Here is a 15381-nt window from a genome sequence, read left to right on the forward strand (position 1 = left end):
TCTCGGCTCAGGCGAGCCGGGTCTTCGTGATGAGGAGGACGGCCAGCCGGCGGCGCTGGTCGTCGTTGAGGGATTCGAGAGCCGTGACGGCCTCGCGGGCACGGGCCACGAGGATGAGCGTCTGGTCCCGGCTCACCGGCAGGGAAGGCGGGCTGTAGTCGGCGAGGTGGCGCTGCTCCTGGAGCAGCGCGAAGGCCGCCCCGATATCGGCGACGCGGGGGTCGATCTGCGCGGCCTCGGCGGAGGTCAGACGCTTCTTGGCCTGTCCATGATCGAGCATCCTGTAGACCGGCTCGAGCTCGCCCGTCCGGCTCCAGCCGACGACCACCGCCGCGCAGACGAAGCACATGGCGTGGAACAGGGCGTAGTACGCGCTGCTGACGGCACGACGCATCGACGCCTTGCGGAGGTTCATGCGGCCGGTCTGTCGGACCAGCCCGTCGGCCACATCGAGCAGGTCGTAGACGAGAAGGTTGCCGAGGCGGGGCATCACGGCTCCTCGACGTCGCCGACCAGAACCTCGTCGTCCGGGTACTCGACGTTCAGGTACGGAAACCGCTCCTCGCCGCCCGTCAGGAGCCGCGTGCGCAACTCGGCGTTGGCCCTGTTGAGGCGCCCCCCGTCGGTCAGGCCGGCACCCGGCCGGAACACCGCCTTCACGAACAACGACGGGTCGCCGTCGTGGTCGTAACCGTGACGCACCTCGACCCGCTCGTAGCCGGAGCTGCCGAGCGTCGCGGCCAGCACCTCGTTCGCGATCGTGCGGATCTCGGTCTCGGTCATCGTGGCTCCCTCCGCCAGGGCCTCAGCCCGTCAGGCCGCCGACCAGACTCGGGATGTCGAGCGGGCGGAAGCCGTAATGGTCGAGCCAGCGCGCGTCGGCCTCGAAGAACGGGCGCAGGTCCGGCATGCCGTACTTGAGCATCGCGATACGGTCGATGCCCATGCCCCAGGCGAAGCCCTGCACGGCGTCGGGGTCGAGGCCGCAATGGCGCAGCACGTTCGGGTGGACCATGCCGCAGCCGAGGATTTCGAGCCAGTCGTCGCCCTCGCCGAAGCGGATCTCGCCGCCCTTGCGCGAGCACTGGATGTCGACCTCGGCCGAGGGCTCGGTGAACGGGAAGAACGACGGCCGGAAGCGCATCTTCACGCTGTCGACCTCGAAGAACGCCTTGCAGAACTCCTCCAGCACCCACTTCATGTGGGCGATGGTGGCGCTCGAATCGATCACCAGCCCCTCGATCTGGTGGAACATCGGGGTGTGGGTCTGGTCGGAATCGTGCCGGTAGGTCCGGCCCGGGCAGATCACCCGGATCGGCGGCCGCTGCGCCCGCATGGTGCGGACCTGGACCGGCGAGGTGTGGGTGCGCAGGAGCTTGCGGCGGCCGTCGCGGCCGGGCGGCAGGAAGAAGGTGTCGTGCATCTCCCGGGCCGGATGGCCCTCGGGAAAGTTGAGCGCGGTGAAGTTCAGCTCGTCGGTCTCGATGTCGGGCCCCTCCGCCACCGAGAAGCCCATGTCGCCGAAGATCGCCGTGATCTCGTCGATGACCTGGGAGATCGGGTGGATGCGCCCGCGCGTCTCCGGCCCCTCGCGGACCGGCAGCGTCACGTCGATGCGCTCGGCGGCGAGCCGGGCTTCGAGGGCGGCGGCCGCCAGCGTCTCGCGCCGGTCGAGGAGCGCGCCCTGGACGCGGTCGCGCAGGCCGTTGATGAGCGGCCCGCGCTCCTTGCGCTCCTCGGGGGACATGCCGCCGAGGGTCTTCAGCAGGTCGGAGACGGCGCCCTTCTTGCCGAGGGCGGCGACCCGCAGGCTCTCCAGGGCGGCCTCGTCGGCAGCGCCCGCGACCTGGGCCAGGAGGTCGGCTTCGAGGCTGGAAAGGTCGGTCGTCATCGTGTCCTCACGCCCTCATACGATTTCCGATTGATCGCTTCGCGATGCGGAAATCAGTTTCGCTCAGGCGCCGCGCGGGCTGATAGCGCGGAATCCGGAAGCCATCGTCCGGATTCCGTGCCATCCCGGCCCCGAGGCCGGCGCACAACGAGAAACGGCCCGCGCGAGGCGGGCCGTGGGACGCATCGCGGGCGGCGCGGGCCTCTGCCGCGCCCCCGCGGGGCAAGCCGGGTCGGTCGGGCCGCGCTTTACGCAGCCTTGGCGAGCTCCGCCGGCAGCGCCGCCTTGGCCTTCTCGACCACCGCGGCGAAGGCCGCCGGCTGGTGGATGGCGAGGTCCGACAGCGCCTTGCGGTCGACCACGACGCCCGCCTTGGCGAGACCGTCGATGAAGCGCGAATAGGTCAGGCCGTGCTCGCGGACCGCCGCGTTGAGGCGCTGGATCCACAGCGCCCGGAAGGTGCGCTTGCGGTTCTTGCGGTCGCGATAGGCATACTGCATGCCCTTCTCGACCGCCTGCTTGGCGATCCGGATCGTGTTCTTGCGCCGGCCGTAATAGCCCTTGGCGGCCTTGAACACCTTCTTGTGCTTCGCGTGACTCGTCACGCCGCGCTTGACGCGGGCCATGGTGATCTCCTCGGATTAGAAACAGATGAGCGCGGAAGGACTTCAGCCGTTGGGCAGGAAGTACTTCTTGACGTTGGCGGCATCGCCCTCGAACAGGGTGGTGGTGCCGCGCAGGTTGCGGATCTGCTTCGTGGTCCGCTTGATCATGCCGTGGCGCTTGCCGGCCTGGGCGTACATGACCTTGCCGGTCCCGGTGATCTTGAAGCGCTTCTTGGCGCCCGACTTGGTCTTCAGCTTGGGCATTTGGCTCTCCTGACGCGAACTCCACCGGGCCCCTTGTCCGGACCCGACCATCGCGTGCGATGTCTCGTGGAGCGACACGAACCGCCACGGCAGCCCTGTCGGCCGGGCGGTTCGGTGAGGCGCGCCCTATAGCAGAGGTGCCGGCGCTTCGCAACGATGGCCCGCGACAGCTTGGCAACGATGGCCCGCGGCAGCTTGGCGATGGCCCGCGGCCGTGTGGAGAGCGGGCATTCCGGGCCCGGTTGGGAAGCTCGGCCGTTCTTGTGCGGCGCACCGGAACCATAACCGTATAAGCGTGGTTTCGTTCATATCCCGCTCAGGCCCGATCGTGCTTGATGCCGCCAACGATTGGCGTTTCAGGAGAACCCGCCGTGCGCATTGCCCAGATCGCCCCTCTCGCGGAGGCCGTCCCGCCGAAGTTCTACGGCGGCACCGAGCGCGTCGTCTCGTGGCTGACCGAGGAGCTGGTCCGGCAGGGCCACGACGTCACGCTGTTCGCCAGCGGCGACTCCGAGACCTCGGCGAAGCTCGTCGCCTGCGCCCCCGAGGGCCTGCGGCTCGCCGGCATCCGCGACCACGTCGCGAGCCACCTCGCGATGCTCTACCATCTGCGCCGGCGGGCGGACGAGTTCGACATCATCCACTTCCACATCGACCTCCTGCAGTACCCGCTGTTCGAGGACCTGAACCACAAGTGCGTCACGACCCTGCACGGTCGCCTCGACGTGCCGGACTTCATGCCCGTCTACCGCACCTTCACGGGCATGCCGCTGGTGTCGATCTCCGACCACCAGCGCGGGCCGATGCCGTCGAACGCCAACTGGCTCTCGACCATCCACCACGGCCTGCCGGCGGAGAACTGCCGCTTCTCGCCCCAGCCGAAGGACGGCGGCTACCTCGCCTTCCTCGGCCGCATCTCGCCCGAGAAGCGCCCGGACCGCGCGATCGAGATGGCCAAGCGCTCCGGCGTGAAGCTGAAGATCGCCGCCAAGGTCGACAAGGCCGACCAGGAATACTGGGACGAGGTCATCGAGCCGATGATCCACCACCCGCTGATCGAGTACATCGGCGAGATCAACGAGGATCAGAAGCACGAATTCCTCGGCAATGCCCTGGCCCTCGCCTTCCCGATCGACTGGCCGGAGCCGTTCGGCCTCGTGATGATCGAGGCGATGTCGGCGGGCACGCCGGTGATCGCGTGGCGCAACGGCTCGGTGCCGGAAGTCATCAAGGACGGGGTATCGGGCGTGGTCGTCGACTCGATGGACGCCGCCGTGGCCGCGGTCGACACCGTCAAGGCGATGAGCCGCGAGCGGGTGCGCCGCTACTTCGAGACCCGCTTCACCGCCACCGTGATGGCGCAGAGCTACGTCTCGGCCTACGAGTCGCTGATCGCCCGCGAGGCCGACGCGATCAAGCTGCCGGGCCTCGGCCTCGGCGTCCCGGGCGCGATCAACGGCGCCACCAACGGCGCCCACGCCCACCTGCGGGTCGTGTGACCCGTGCCGGTCGTCTGACCCGTGCGGGTCGTGTGACCCGCAACGCCCATCCCCGAACCGCCGCGAAGCCCGGCCTCCCCGCGGAGGCCGGGCTTTCCCGTTCTGCCCATCGCGGCGGCGCCGGCTGCCCGACATCCGCGCAGGCGCGGCCCTGGCACCGGCCGCACGATGGCCCACATTGGCAGGCGTTAGGAGGCAGCGGGCGGCGAATCGCCCCGCCCTCTCCGGGAGACCCGTGCCGATGACCGACACCGCGACGGCGCTCGCTGCATTCCCCGCCCCCGGCGCCCCGTCGGACGAGAACCTGCCCCAGTACCACATCGAGGCCCAGCACTCGCTGATCGAGCGGCCTCTGCGCTCGCTCAAGCACGGCGACGCCTTCGCGGTCCTCGACAGCTACGGCGACATCGGCGTGTTCCCGGGGCCCGAGGGGCTGTATTTCCAGGACACCCGGTTCCTGTCCCGGCTCCAGCTCACCGTCGAGGGCCAGCGGCCGATGCTGCTCGGCTCGGTGATCCAGGACGACAACGGCGCGCTGTCGGTCGACCTGACGACGCCCGACATCCGCCTCGACGCCAACGACGAGACCAGCATCCCGCGCGAGCTGATCGCGCTCGAGCGGACCAAGTTCCTGTTCCGCGGCACCTGCTACGACCGGATCGGCCTGCGCAACTACGACACCCGGCCGCGCCACCTGCGCCTGCGGGTGAGCTTCGACGCCGATTTCCGCGACCTGTTCGAGGTCCGCGGCAGCAACCGCCCGCGCCAGGGCGAGCGCACCGTGGCGGTCACGGGCGAGGACGAGGTGACTTTCCGCTACGCCGGCCTCGACGGGCGGGCGCGCACGACCCGCCTGTGCTTCGGGCCGCGGCCGGCGCGGATCGCTGAGGAATTCGCCGAGTTCGAGGTCCGGCTCGCTCCCGGGGGCCGCGCCTCGGTGTTCGTGCGGGTGGTGTGCGAGAGCACGCAGGCCGACCAGGGCGCGGGGCGCCTCGCCGCGGTCGGCAGCGCCCTGCCGCCGACCTCCCCGGTCTATCCGAAGCCCCTGCGCGCGCAGGTGCATCCGAAGGGCGAGGGCATGACCTTCGCGCTGGCCTACCGCGACGCCCGCCGCGACCTGCGCGCCGCGACCGCCAACATCACCACGATCGAGAGCTCGAACGACCAGTTCAACGAGGCCGCCTGCCGCTCCACGGCCGACCTCTACATGCTGGCGACCCGCACGCCGCACGGCATCTACCCCTATGCCGGCATCCCCTGGTACAGCACGGTGTTCGGCCGCGACGGCATCATCACGGCGATGATGGCGCTGTGGATCGACCCGGAGATCGCCCGCGGGGTGCTGCGCTACCTCGCGGCGACCCAGGCCAAGACGGTCGATCCCGCCGCCGACGCCCAGCCCGGCAAGGTCCTGCACGAGACCCGCAACGGCGAGATGGCGATCCTCGGCGAGGTGCCGTTCCGGCTCTACTACGGCACCATCGACGCGACGCCGCTCTTCGTGATGCTGGCCGGGCAGTATTTCGAGCAGACCGGCGACCGGGCGACGATCGAGGCGATCTGGCCGAACATCACGGCGGCCCTGGCCTGGATCGACACCTACGGCGACCGCGACGGCGACGGCTTCGTCGAATACGCCCGCGAGACCGAGAAGGGGCTGGCCAACCAGGGCTGGAAGGACAGCCACGATTCGATCTTCCACGCCGACGGCCGGATGGCGCAGGGGCCGATCGCGCTGTGCGAGGTCCAGGGCTATGTCTACGCCGCCAAGCGCGGCGCGGCGAAGCTCGCCGCCGAACTCGGCCACGCCGCGCTGTCCGAGCGCCTCAAGGCCGAGGCCGACCGCCTGCGGACCGCCTTCGACAAGGCGTTCTTCCTCGAGGAACTCGGCACCTACGCGCTGGCCCTCGACGGCGACAAGCGCCCCTGCGCGGTGCGGTCCTCGAATGCCGGCCACGCCCTGTTCACCGGCATCGCCCTGCCGGAGCGGGCGGCGCGGGTGGCCGAGGCGCTCATGTCGAAGGACGGGTTCAGCGGCTGGGGCGTGCGCACGATCGCCCAGGGCGAAGCGCGCTACAACCCGATGTCGTACCACAACGGCTCGATCTGGCCGCACGACAACGCGCTCTGCGCGCTGGGGCTCGCCCGCTACGGCTACAAGCGCGAGGCGGCGCGGATCTTCGAGGGCCAGCACGGCGCCGCGCTCTACCAGGAGGGGCGGCGCTTGCCGGAGCTGTTCTGCGGCTTCGTGCAGCGCAAGCAGCGCGGCCCGACGAACTATCCCGTCGCGTGCAGCCCGCAGGCCTGGGCGGCGGTGGCGCCGTTCGCGTTCCTGGCCGCCTGCCTCGGGCTGGAGCTGCGCCACGACCGCAACCGGATCCGCTTCCGCGATCCGATCCTGCCGGGCTTCCTCGACGAGGTGCTGATCCGCAACCTGAAGCTCGGCGGGTCGCGCGTCGATCTGCTGCTGCACCGGCACGGCGCCGACGTGACGGTCAACGTGCTCAAGCGGCGGGGCGACGCGCAGGTGGTGCTGCTGAAGTGAGGAACGGGCGCAGGCTCCCCTGGAGGGGAGCCTGCGACGACCCCTGCCCATGCGACAAATCCCGGCGAGGCGGGGCCTGCCGGGCGGGTCATCCCATCGGGTGGTGCGGGCCGCGCGGTCTCAGCGCGGCGCCAGGATCATGATCATCTGCCGGCCTTCGAGCTGGGGCTCGCTCTCGACCTTGGCGACTTCCTGGGTCTCGGCCTTCACGCGTTCGAGCAGGCGGTAGCCGAGATCCTGGTGCGCCATCTCGCGACCGCGGAAGCGCAGCGTGACCTTGACCTTGTCACCTTCCTCGAAGAACCGCTGAACGGCCTTCATCTTGGTGTCGTAGTCGTGCTTGTCGATGCCGGGGCGGAGCTTGATCTCCTTGACCTCGACGGTCTTCTGCCGCTTGCGCGCCTCGGCCTGCTTCTTCTGTTCGTTGAAGCGGTAGCGGCCGTAATCGAGCAGCTTGCAGACGGGCGGCGCCGAGTTCGGGGCGATCTCGACGAGATCGAGTCCCGCCTCCTCGGCCACCTGCAGCGCGTCGAAGAACGCCATGACGCCGCGGTTCTGGCCGCTCTCGTCGATGAGCTGGACTTCACGGACGCCACGGATGTCCCGGTTGGCGCGCGGCCCGTCCTTCTGCGGGGCCGGCATGGCTCTCATCGGTCTGCGAATGGCTGGAATCTCCTTGCTGTTGACGGTGTGCGGTGGAGCCCGGGCCGCCCGCTCGGGCGGGCTCCGGTTCACCGTGCGGTCAAACTCAGTTGAACCGCGTCACCTTGTCCAAACTCCACGGGAAGTCAACTCGCGGTCGCGCCACTTGGTTGCCACATCGCGAATCTCCGCCGTGACCTTGCCACGGCCGGCTCATCCGGCCGACGTCGTGCCGTCGACGGGGCCGCCGAGCAGGCCGGCATAGACGTCGAGGGTGTCGGCGATCATCCGCTCGAGCGAGAAGTTCTGCTCGACGTGGCGGCGTGCCCGGCGCGCCAGCGCCTCACGGGCGCTGGCGCCGAGCTGCAGCGCCTCCGCGATCGCCGCGGCGAGGGCCTCGGCGTCGCCGGCGGGCACGCGCCAGCCGGTGCGCTCGGCCGCCGGCGCCTCGGGCGGCGCCAGCACGGTCTCGGGCACGGCGCCGAGGTCCGAGACGACGACGGGGGTGCCCAGCGCCTGGGCTTCGACCGCCGAGCGGCCGAACGCCTCCGGCTCCGTCGAGGGCACGGTCACCACCGAGGCGGCCCGGAACGCCGCCGGCATGTCGGTGCAGTGCCCGACCCGGCGCACGACCCCGCCGAGGTGGTGGGACGCCACCATCGCGTCGACCTCCCGCACCGTGCCGGTGCGGCCCTGCGAATCGCCCGCGAGCACCACCGCGACGTCGCCGAGGCCCTGGCGGCGCAGGATCGCGGCGGCCTCGATCAGCACCCGGTGCCCCTTCCAGCCGGTGAGCCGGGCGGCGAGCAGCACCACGCGCTCGTGCGGGGCGACGCCCCAGGCCCGGCGCACCGCCTCGACCCGGGCCGGTGCGACCTGGCCGGGGGAGAACGCCGAGAGGTCGGTGCCGCGGTGGATCACCCGCACCCGGTCGCCGGCGGCCTGCGGGTGCAGGGAGCGGATCGCGTCGGCGGTGAAGTGGGAATTAGCGATCACCACGTCGCCGCGGGCCATCACCGAGTTGTAGAGCAGCTTGACCGGCGAGCGGCCGGAATAGCTGCCGTGGAAGGTGGTGACGAAGGGCAGGCGCAGGCGTCGGCTGGCGCCGAGCGCCACCCAGGCCGGCGCGCGCGAGCGGGCGTGGACGATCCCGACGCCCTCCTGGCGGCAGATCCGGGCGAGCCGGCCGACGTTGAGCGCCATCGCGGCCGGGTTCTTGGTCCCGGCGGGGAACGGCACCCAGACCCCGCCCTTGGCCTGCAGCTCGCCGACGAGGCGCCCGCCCTCGCTCGCCACCAGGGCGCGGGCCCCGACCGCCGCCAGGGCCGCCGCGACGTCGACCGTGGTCCGCTCCGCGCCGCCGGCATCGAGGTCCGGGATGATCTGCAGCACGGTCCGCCCCGCGAGGGGATGGAGCGTGGTCGGGAACGTCGCCTGGGTCGGCAGAGTCGGGCTCCGGGTCAGGACTGCGCCCGATCGGGGCGGGAGCGATGCGGCGCCGGGGCGCCGGATCGGGTAGAGCGGGTGACGGGGTCACCGTGCAACGACGGGATGCACGGCGCCAGCCTCGCGCGATTGCGTTTCCGAGCGGTAAACCGCATCCCGGCGCGCCCGGACGACGGCCATGGGATGAAGGGGGTACGATGACCGAGACAGCACGACCACCCGCGATCCCGATGCCGGCCGGCTGCGGGCCGCACCGCCTCGCCACCCTGGTGCGCGAGGGCGACGGGCCGCCGGTGGTCTGGCTCGGCGGGTTCCGGTCGGACATGCGGGCGACCAAGGCCGAGGCGATCGACGCCTGGGCCGCGGCCCGCGGCCGGCGCTTCGTGCGCTTCGACTATTCCGGCCACGGCGAATCGGAGGGGCGGTTTTCCGACTTCACCATCTCGGACTGGCTCGCCGACGCCGAGGCGGTGATCGGCCGCCTCGCGCCGGAGCGTCCGGTCCTCGTCGGGTCGTCGATGGGCGGCTGGATCGCCCTGCTGGCGGCGCGGCGCCTGCGGCCGGCCGGGCTGGTGCTGATCGCACCGGCGACCGACTTCACCGAGGCGCTGATGTGGCGCCGGTTCCCGGACGAGATCCGCCGTCAGGTGATGGAGGACGGGGTCTGGCAGCGCGACTCGGCGTACTCGCCCGAGCCGACGCCGGTGACCCGGGCCCTGATCGAGGACGGCCGGCGCCACCTGCTGCTCGACGGCCCGATCGATCCCGGCTGCCCGGTCCACATCCTCCAGGGCATGGCCGATCCGGACGTGCCGTGGCGCCACGCCCTCGCGCTGGTCGAGCGCCTGCCGGAGCAGGACGTAACCCTGACCCTGACCAAGGCCGGCGAGCACCGCCTGTCGGGGCCTGACGACCTCGCGCGGCTGACCGCCGCGGTGGAGACCATCGCGGCGGCCGACCCGGCCGCTTCCGCGGTCAGCGGGCGCTGACCGCCTTCCTGGCCGCTTCCGGGATCAGTGGACGCTGACCGCCTGGAGGTCGTGCGCCCAGGCGTTGGCGATCGCCGCGTCGCGGCTGTCGGTGAGCAGGATCGGGGCGCCGCTCGCCGAGAGCAGGGCGAACAGGTCGACGCCGGGGGTCAGGTCCGGCGCCTGCGGAAACAGGCGCTTGACCTCCTCCGAGCGCATCGCCTTGACGTAGGCGACATGGCCCTCGCCGAGGGCCGCGAGGCTGCCGGGGTCGAGGACGGGATTCGGGCTGGTGACGGTGGTGTCGGACATGATGCGCCCTCCTTCGAGGCGGCAGAGCGGGGGTCCGGGCGGCTCCCGTGCGGGCGGTCCGGCCGGATGGCTGTGAACCGGATATGGGGACGGTCAGTCGGTCTCGCGCGAGGCGATGTCGATCCGCCGCACGATCCGCTCCGGCTCGGGGCGGGCGAGGTCGATCGACAGCAGGCCGTTCGAGAGGTCCGCCCCCAGCACCTCCATCCCGTCGGCGAGGAGGAAGGCGCGCTGGAACTGCCGCGCGGCGATGCCGCGATGCAGGAAGGTCCGGCTCTTGTCGTCGGTCTGGCGACCGCGGACGATGAGCTGGCTCTCCTCCAGCGTCACGTCGAGCTGCTCGCGGGTGAAGCCGGCGACCGCCAGCGTGATCCGCAGGCGCTCCGGCTCCCGCTCGGTGCGGACGAGACGCTCGATGTTGTAGGGCGGGTAACCGTCGCCGGCGGCCTTGGCGACGCGGTCGAGCGCCTGCTCGATCTCGTCGAAGCCGAGGAGAAACGGATGCCCGAACGGCGAGGGACGCGACATGGCCTGGAACGAAGCCCTTTCGTGAGAGGCACTTCGGAGGGGGAGCCCACGGCTGCGGCACTCCCGGGCCGGACCCGGCCGGCTTCGACGATATGAGGATGCGAGCCCAGCGCATCAAGGGGCCGGCCCGTTACCCGGACGTTACGTCGGGCCGGTAGGGTCCCGCGTCATGATGCCGGGCCGCCCGCCGCCTCTCCTCGTCGCCCTCGTGTGGGGATCGGCGCTCGCCCTGTCGCCGGCGCCCGCCCCGGCCCAGGCGCCCGCGCCAGCTCGGGCGCCGGGCGGGATCGGGCGCCTGCCGCTGCCGTTCGTCCTGCGGGAAGGCGCCGGCGGCGACCCCCGCACCTCGATCGGCCAGCCGGAGGTCTCGGCCAAGCGCTCGGCCGGCGAGGAAAGCTCGATCCAGGAGCTGCTCGGGCCCTCCGGCGATCCCGGCGGGATCCGGGCGCGGCTGGACGCGGCCGGCATCCGCTACAGCCTGACCTACATCAGCGGCGTGCTGGGCAACGTCACCGGCGGCGCCCGCCGGGGGGCGATCTACCAGGGTCTGCTCGACGGCCAGCTCGACGCCGATCTCGGCCCGCTGCTCGGCTGGTCGGGCGCGGCGTTCCACGCCAACGCCTACCAGATCCACGGCCGTGGCCTGCAGCGCAGCTACCTGCGCAGCCTCGCGGCGGTCAGCGGCAACGAGACGCTGCCGGCGACCCGGCTGTTCGAGGCCTGGATCGAGCAGCGCCTGTTCGACGACCGGCTCGGGATCCGGCTCGGCCAGCTCGCGGCCGACACCGAGTTCATCGTCAGCCAGACCGCGACGCTGTTCATCAACGGCACCTTCGGCTGGCCGGACATCGCCGGCGCCAACCTGCCGAGCGGCGGGCCCGCCTACCCGCTGGCGACGCCCGGCATCCGCGCCAAGATCGAGCCCAACCGCAACCTCTCGGTGCAGGTCGGCCTCTACGACGGCGATCCGGCCGGACCCGCCGTGCCCGCCGGCTCCCTCGACCCGGCGCGGCTCAACCGCAACGGCACCAACTTCCGGTTCCACGATCCGCCGCTCGCGATCGCCGAGGCGGCCTACGCCTACAACCTCGACCCGTCGACCTGGGGCGGGTTCATCCTCGGCGAGCCCGGAACGGTGACGCTCGGCGCGTGGCACCATTTCGGCCGCTTCGACGACCTGCGCCGCGACGCCGCCGGCCTGCCGCTGGCGAGTCCCCTCGGCACCGGCGTGCCCCGGCGCCTGCGCGGCGAGGACGGGATCTACGCGATGATCGACCAGACCCTGTTTCGCGAGCCCGGCCGCGACCAGGGCCTCAGCGCCTTCGTGCGGCTGATGGGCTCGCCGGGCAGCGCGAGCCTGCTCGACCTCTACCTCGATGCCGGCTTCGCCTATCGCGGCCTGCTGCCGGGGCGCCCGCGCGATACCGCCGGCATCGCGGTGACCTACCAGCGGATCTCCGACGCCGCCCGCCGGGCCGACCGCGACGCCATCGCGCTCACCGGCCAGCCGCAGCCGGTACGCGACTTCGAGGCGGTGATCGAGGCGACCTACCAGATCGTCGCCGCCGCCGGCCTGACGGTGCAGCCGCACGTCCAGTACTTCGTCCGTCCCGGCGGCGGGATCGCGAACCCGATCTTCCCGGGGGCCGGGCGGATGAAGAACGCCCTGGTGTTCGGCGTCAGCACGGCGATCCGGTACTAAATAGAAACTCGCTGCAAACGACTGGTTTTGCAGTCGAATTTTAAGCGCGGGATCCCCTCTCCCGAGTGGGAGAGGGGTAGGGGTGAGGGTGGAGACACTTCAGAATTGAATGCCGACCGTCGAGTTGCGAAGCTCAACCGTTGGTGCCTGATTCTGAACCCGAGCCACCCTCACCCCTGTCCCCTCTCCCACTCGGGAGAGGGGGACCCGCGTTAGGACGAAGACCGCCTTCCACGGCTGCAACGGGAGCAGAAAACCGCCGCCCCGTTTCATCCGCAAGGGACGGCGAAGCCGGTGAGGAACTGATACGGATTTCTGGACGTTTCGTTCAAAAACCGTCTCACCAGCCCGCGCGGCGCTTGAGCGAAGCCGGTTTCCGCATTGCGACGCAATCGGTCGGATTTCGTATGAACCTCAGCGCCGGGGGAGCCGGACCAGGGCCTGGGTCAGGCGGTCGCGCAGGGCCGCCGGCAGGTCGAGTTCGACGACCCGCCACGCCAGCCCCCGCAGCCGCAGGCGCAGATGGTACTGCTCGCTGCGGTCCAGGTCGGGGGGATAGCTGACCACGATGCCGCGGAAGCCCCGCGGCTCGGCGGAGCGGAACAGCGCGAAGAGCTGGCCCAGGCTGGCGCCGTGCAGGCCGCTGCGGTGACGGCGGACCTCGCCCGCGGCTTCGCCCGTGCGGGTTTCACCCGTGCGGGTTTCACCCGTGCGAGCTTCGCTCGCCCCGAGATCGAGCCGCTGCGGCCAGCCGTCGTCGAGGAGGTCGGTGACCGCCTCCGGGGTGACGAGGGCCGCGACGACCGGCTCGGCGAGGCTCGCGGCGGCGTCGGTGAGCATCTGCCGCTCCGGGGCCGAGAGGTCGCGCCGCGCCGCGATCGCCGCCACCGCCGCGGCGGTGGCCTGCCGGGCGAGCGACTGGCGCAGGGTGCGGAAGTTGACCCGCTCGGCCACCGCCGGCACGTCGTGCGCCTGCGCCGACCGGCTCAGGCGGTACAGCGCGACGTAGGGCGACAGGCCGTAGGCGAGCCAGAGCAGGATCAGCGCCAGGAAGGCGGAGCACCAGCGCATCGGCTCAGCCCGGCACGGACGGCGCGACGGGGCCGGGCACGCGCCCGCGCACGCCGCCGCTCACGCCGGCCGCGCGTAGGGCGCGAAGGCGGCGACCACCTGCTCGTAGACCGGCCGCTTGAACGGCACGATCAGCTCGGGCAGGCGGTCGAGCGGCTCCCAGCGCCAGTCGTCGAACTCGGCCTTGTGGCTGCCGCCACCGGGATGATGGATGTCGATCTCATCGTCGGAACCGAGGAAGGCGAAGGCGAACCATTTCTGGGTCTGGCCGCGATAGCGGCCCTTCCAGAGCTTGCCCGAGGCGAGGGTCGGCAGGTCGTAGCTGTACCAGCCCGGCGCCTCGCCGAGGAGCCGCACCGAGCCGGCCGGCACGCTGGTCTCCTCGTAGAGCTCGCGCAGGGCGGCGTCGCCGGGCGCCTCGCCGGGGTCGATGCCGCCCTGGGGCATCTGCCAGGCGTGACCGCCGAGCGCGCCGCCGAGGCCGGGATCGCCGTCGAGCCGGCGCCGGCCGGCGAAGACGAGGCCGTCGCGGTTGAACAGGGCGATGCCGACGCAGGGGCGGTACGGCAGGTCGGCCAGGGCGGGGGTGTGGGGGCGGGAGACCATCCGGACGACCTTGGCCTGTTGCGACGCGCAGGAAAACCGGACCGCGCAGAGGGCGCGGGCCTGCCGCCGCTGGTTGCGCGATCAGCGCCCGTTGCGCAAGGCCCGGCTGACCGGGACCAGCAGCAGGCCGCGGGACTCCAGGCCCCGGGCCCAGCGGGCGACCCGGTCGAGGGTGAGCGGCAGGGCGGTCGCGGTGGCGACCACGACGCCCTTGCGGCGGGCGGCCTCCTCCAGGCGGGCGAGTTCGCGGTCGATGGCGTCGGAGCGCGGCACCGCGTCGACCACGATCTCGGCCGCCGCTGCCGGCACCCGGGCCTTGCGGGCGACGTCGAGGGCGAGCGAGCGCGGCGAGGAGCCGTCGTCGAGGAAGCCTAGGCCGCGCCCGCCGATCTCGCGCAGCACCGGCTCCAGCGCGGCGGCCTCGCCGGTGAAGCGGGCGCCCATGAAGTTCACGACCCCGACCGCCCCGGGCACCCGGCCGAGGACGAAGCCGAGGCGGTCGACGTTGTCGGCGGGCTTCGCCCCGGCGAGCAGGGTCTGCGGCCCGGGGTCGTTGTCGGGATAGTCGAACGGCTCCATCGGCGCCTGGACCATCACCTCGTGCCCGGCCTCCCGCGCCCGCGCGGCGAGGCGCGCGATCTCGGTCCCGTAGGGGGCGAAGGCCAGGGTGACCGCCGGCGGCAGGGCGAGGGCGTCGCGGGTCGCCGCCTGCCCGATGCCGAGCCCGGTGACCAGCAGGGCGATCCGCCCCGCCGGCGCCGCCCCGCCGGGCAGCGACGACGCCTCGGGCCGGGCATAGACGTCGAGGGCGCGGCTGCCGTCGGGGCCGATCCGCGGCAGGGTGCCGTAGCGGCCGCGCTCGCTCACCCGCGGGTCGGGGGCCGGGGAGAGGCGGACCGGCTCCGGATCGGGCACCCGGATCACCCGGGAATCCGGCGCGCCGGTCCCGTCCGGCCGCATCACCGCGACGCCGGAGACCTGCTCGACCTCGCCGGCGCTGCGGTCCGGCGACACCGCCGCCGCGGCGGGAGCGGCCGGCTCCGGCGCACGCCGCTCGATGGTCGCCACGGCGAAGGGCTCGCCGCCGAGGGGATCGTCGGTCAGGGCGACGAACAGCGCGAGCCCGGCGACGGCCGTCGTGGCGGCGAGGATCGTCGCCCGCCGGAGCGCGGTCCGCCAGCAGGCGGTGCGGCCGGGCGCCTCGTCCCGCAGCCCGAGGGGCCGGGACAGGACATCGTGCGACGCGAGGGACACGGGGTGGGGGATTCCGCAACCTGTCTCGGGGACGGCGCGGCAGCAGAA

16 protein-coding genes are annotated in these 15381 nt (G+C 72.2%); 4 read left to right on the plus strand and 12 right to left on the minus strand.

Annotation, left to right across the window (positions count from 1 at the left end; all coding sequences use genetic code 11):
- Positions 1–7: 7 nt before the first annotated feature.
- The 5 genes from EOE48_RS09085 to rpmI form a co-directional block, all read right to left on the minus strand.
- On the minus strand, positions 8–490 hold the full coding sequence (locus EOE48_RS09085) for a hypothetical protein (protein WP_127728484.1): 483 nt from the start codon (positions 488–490) through the stop codon (positions 8–10).
- Positions 490–783 carry a hypothetical protein gene (locus tag EOE48_RS09090; protein WP_127728485.1) on the minus strand — a complete coding sequence of 98 codons (294 nt, stop codon included), beginning with the start codon at positions 781–783 and terminating at the stop codon, positions 490–492. Before EOE48_RS09090 ends, EOE48_RS09085 begins: the two co-directional genes overlap by 1 nt.
- Positions 784–805: 22 nt before the next feature.
- Entirely contained in the window at positions 806–1891 is a 1086-nt protein-coding gene (pheS, locus tag EOE48_RS09095) for a phenylalanine--tRNA ligase subunit alpha (RefSeq protein WP_127728486.1), read from the minus strand.
- A 248-nt stretch (positions 1892–2139) separates the two neighbouring features.
- Positions 2140–2517, minus strand: coding sequence for a 50S ribosomal protein L20 (rplT, locus tag EOE48_RS09100; RefSeq protein WP_127728487.1), 378 nt, complete (start codon positions 2515–2517; stop codon positions 2140–2142).
- 42 nt (positions 2518–2559) lie between these two features.
- A complete protein-coding gene (gene rpmI / locus EOE48_RS09105; protein WP_055879647.1) occupies positions 2560–2760 on the minus strand; it encodes a 50S ribosomal protein L35 in 201 nt (66 codons plus the stop codon).
- Between the two features lie 371 nt (positions 2761–3131).
- Here rpmI and EOE48_RS09110 point away from each other — a divergent pair, with 371 nt between their 5' ends.
- Both EOE48_RS09110 and EOE48_RS09115 read left to right on the plus strand, forming a co-directional pair.
- Positions 3132–4259, plus strand: a complete 1128-nt coding sequence (locus tag EOE48_RS09110) for a glycosyltransferase family 4 protein (RefSeq protein WP_127728488.1) — start codon at positions 3132–3134, stop codon at positions 4257–4259.
- Between the two features lie 241 nt (positions 4260–4500).
- On the plus strand, positions 4501–6804 hold the full coding sequence (locus tag EOE48_RS09115; RefSeq protein WP_127728489.1) for an amylo-alpha-1,6-glucosidase: 2304 nt from the start codon (positions 4501–4503) through the stop codon (positions 6802–6804).
- 120 nt (positions 6805–6924) lie between these two features.
- Here the strand turns inward: EOE48_RS09115 and infC are convergent, their stop codons facing one another.
- Together infC and EOE48_RS09125 are read right to left on the minus strand one after the other, a co-directional pair.
- The gene (gene infC, locus EOE48_RS09120) at positions 6925–7446 is read right to left on the minus strand and encodes a translation initiation factor IF-3 (protein WP_246154063.1); all 522 of its coding nucleotides are present in this window, start codon (positions 7444–7446) and stop codon (positions 6925–6927) included.
- A gap of 213 nt (positions 7447–7659) precedes the next feature.
- Complete coding sequence (locus EOE48_RS09125) at positions 7660–8892, minus strand: glycosyltransferase family 4 protein (RefSeq protein WP_127728490.1); 1233 nt, start codon at positions 8890–8892, stop codon at positions 7660–7662.
- Between the two features lie 197 nt (positions 8893–9089).
- Here EOE48_RS09125 and EOE48_RS09130 point away from each other — a divergent pair, with 197 nt between their 5' ends.
- A complete protein-coding gene (locus tag EOE48_RS09130) occupies positions 9090–9881 on the plus strand; it encodes an alpha/beta hydrolase (protein WP_127728491.1) in 792 nt (263 codons plus the stop codon).
- A 24-nt stretch (positions 9882–9905) separates the two neighbouring features.
- Here the strand turns inward: EOE48_RS09130 and EOE48_RS09135 are convergent, their stop codons facing one another.
- Both EOE48_RS09135 and EOE48_RS09140 read right to left on the minus strand, forming a co-directional pair.
- Positions 9906–10172, minus strand: coding sequence for a BQ00720 family protein (locus EOE48_RS09135; RefSeq protein WP_127728492.1), 267 nt, complete (start codon positions 10170–10172; stop codon positions 9906–9908).
- Between the two features lie 93 nt (positions 10173–10265).
- Entirely contained in the window at positions 10266–10700 is a 435-nt protein-coding gene (locus tag EOE48_RS09140; RefSeq protein WP_127728493.1) for an Hsp20 family protein, read from the minus strand.
- 169 nt (positions 10701–10869) lie between these two features.
- Between EOE48_RS09140 and EOE48_RS09145 the strand changes: the two genes are divergently transcribed.
- Positions 10870–12402: a carbohydrate porin gene (locus tag EOE48_RS09145; RefSeq protein WP_246154064.1), complete on the plus strand. Its 1533-nt coding sequence runs from the start codon at positions 10870–10872 to the stop codon at positions 12400–12402.
- A 414-nt stretch (positions 12403–12816) separates the two neighbouring features.
- Here EOE48_RS09145 and EOE48_RS09150 read toward each other — a convergent pair whose 3' ends face one another.
- The 3 genes from EOE48_RS09150 to EOE48_RS09160 all read right to left on the minus strand — a co-directional run bounded on the left by EOE48_RS09150 (position 12817) and on the right by EOE48_RS09160 (position 15333).
- Positions 12817–13473 carry a DUF2939 domain-containing protein gene (locus EOE48_RS09150; RefSeq protein WP_127728494.1) on the minus strand — a complete coding sequence of 219 codons (657 nt, stop codon included), beginning with the start codon at positions 13471–13473 and terminating at the stop codon, positions 12817–12819.
- 60 nt (positions 13474–13533) lie between these two features.
- Positions 13534–14079, minus strand: a complete 546-nt coding sequence (locus EOE48_RS09155; RefSeq protein WP_127728495.1) for an RNA pyrophosphohydrolase — start codon at positions 14077–14079, stop codon at positions 13534–13536.
- A gap of 81 nt (positions 14080–14160) precedes the next feature.
- Entirely contained in the window at positions 14161–15333 is a 1173-nt protein-coding gene (locus tag EOE48_RS09160) for a divergent polysaccharide deacetylase family protein (RefSeq protein ID WP_127728496.1), read from the minus strand.
- Positions 15334–15381 lie beyond the last annotated feature (48 nt).

The organism is Methylobacterium oryzihabitans, assembly GCF_004004555.2.
Taxonomy (GTDB): Bacteria; Pseudomonadota; Alphaproteobacteria; order Rhizobiales; family Beijerinckiaceae; genus Methylobacterium; species Methylobacterium oryzihabitans.